The organism is Paenibacillus sp. 598K (assembly GCF_003851045.1).
Lineage (GTDB): Bacteria > Bacillota > Bacilli > Paenibacillales > Paenibacillaceae > Paenibacillus_D.
The window spans coordinates 482-1,014 of sequence record NZ_BFBX01000137.1 but is presented as its reverse complement, the minus strand read 5'-3'; the positions used below and the strand labels follow the sequence as shown (position 1 = coordinate 1,014).

The 533-nt window shown below is 61.7% G+C and carries 1 protein-coding gene; it reads left to right on the top strand.

Translation table 11 applies throughout. From position 1 onward, the window contains the following. Positions 1-190: 190 nt before the first annotated feature. A partial coding sequence (locus tag PA598K_RS30935; protein ID WP_376739100.1) for an ABC transporter permease occupies positions 191-533 on the top strand: 343 nt, incomplete at its 3' end.

The following is a 533-nucleotide window of genomic DNA, read 5'->3' as shown; positions in this document are numbered from 1 at the left end:
CAAGCGAACCGGCGAGCTGGCGATCCGGCCGGAGGGCAAGCCGTATGGCTGGTCGGACGGCGAAAAGATGGATGCGATGGCCGAGCGGCTGCTCGAGAGCGGTCTGATGGAGTCCCGGCAGTCTGCGGATCACTACTACACCAACGATTACTTGCCGCAGTAGCGGCGCATCCTGAAAGGAGCCGTCCGTATGAAAGCTGGATTCAATCTGAGGCAGGCGCTGTCCGTCAGCGCCACCTTCATGGGGTTCCTCGTCCTGTGGCAGCTGGTCTGCCTGCTCTTCGACATCCCGGCCTATCTGCTGCCGACGCCGACCGATATCCTTAGCCGGATGATCCAGGACAGCGACGTCCTGTTGCGGCATAGTGGCGTCACCTTGTTCGAGATTCTTGCCGGCTTCGGGCTGTCGGTGCTGTTCGGCATCCCGGCCGCAGTCATCATCGTGTACTCCCGTTACTTCTCGCAGTCGGTGTTCCCGCTCCTGATCGGCTTGCAGTGCGTGCCGATGATCTCGATCGCGCCGCTGCTCATCA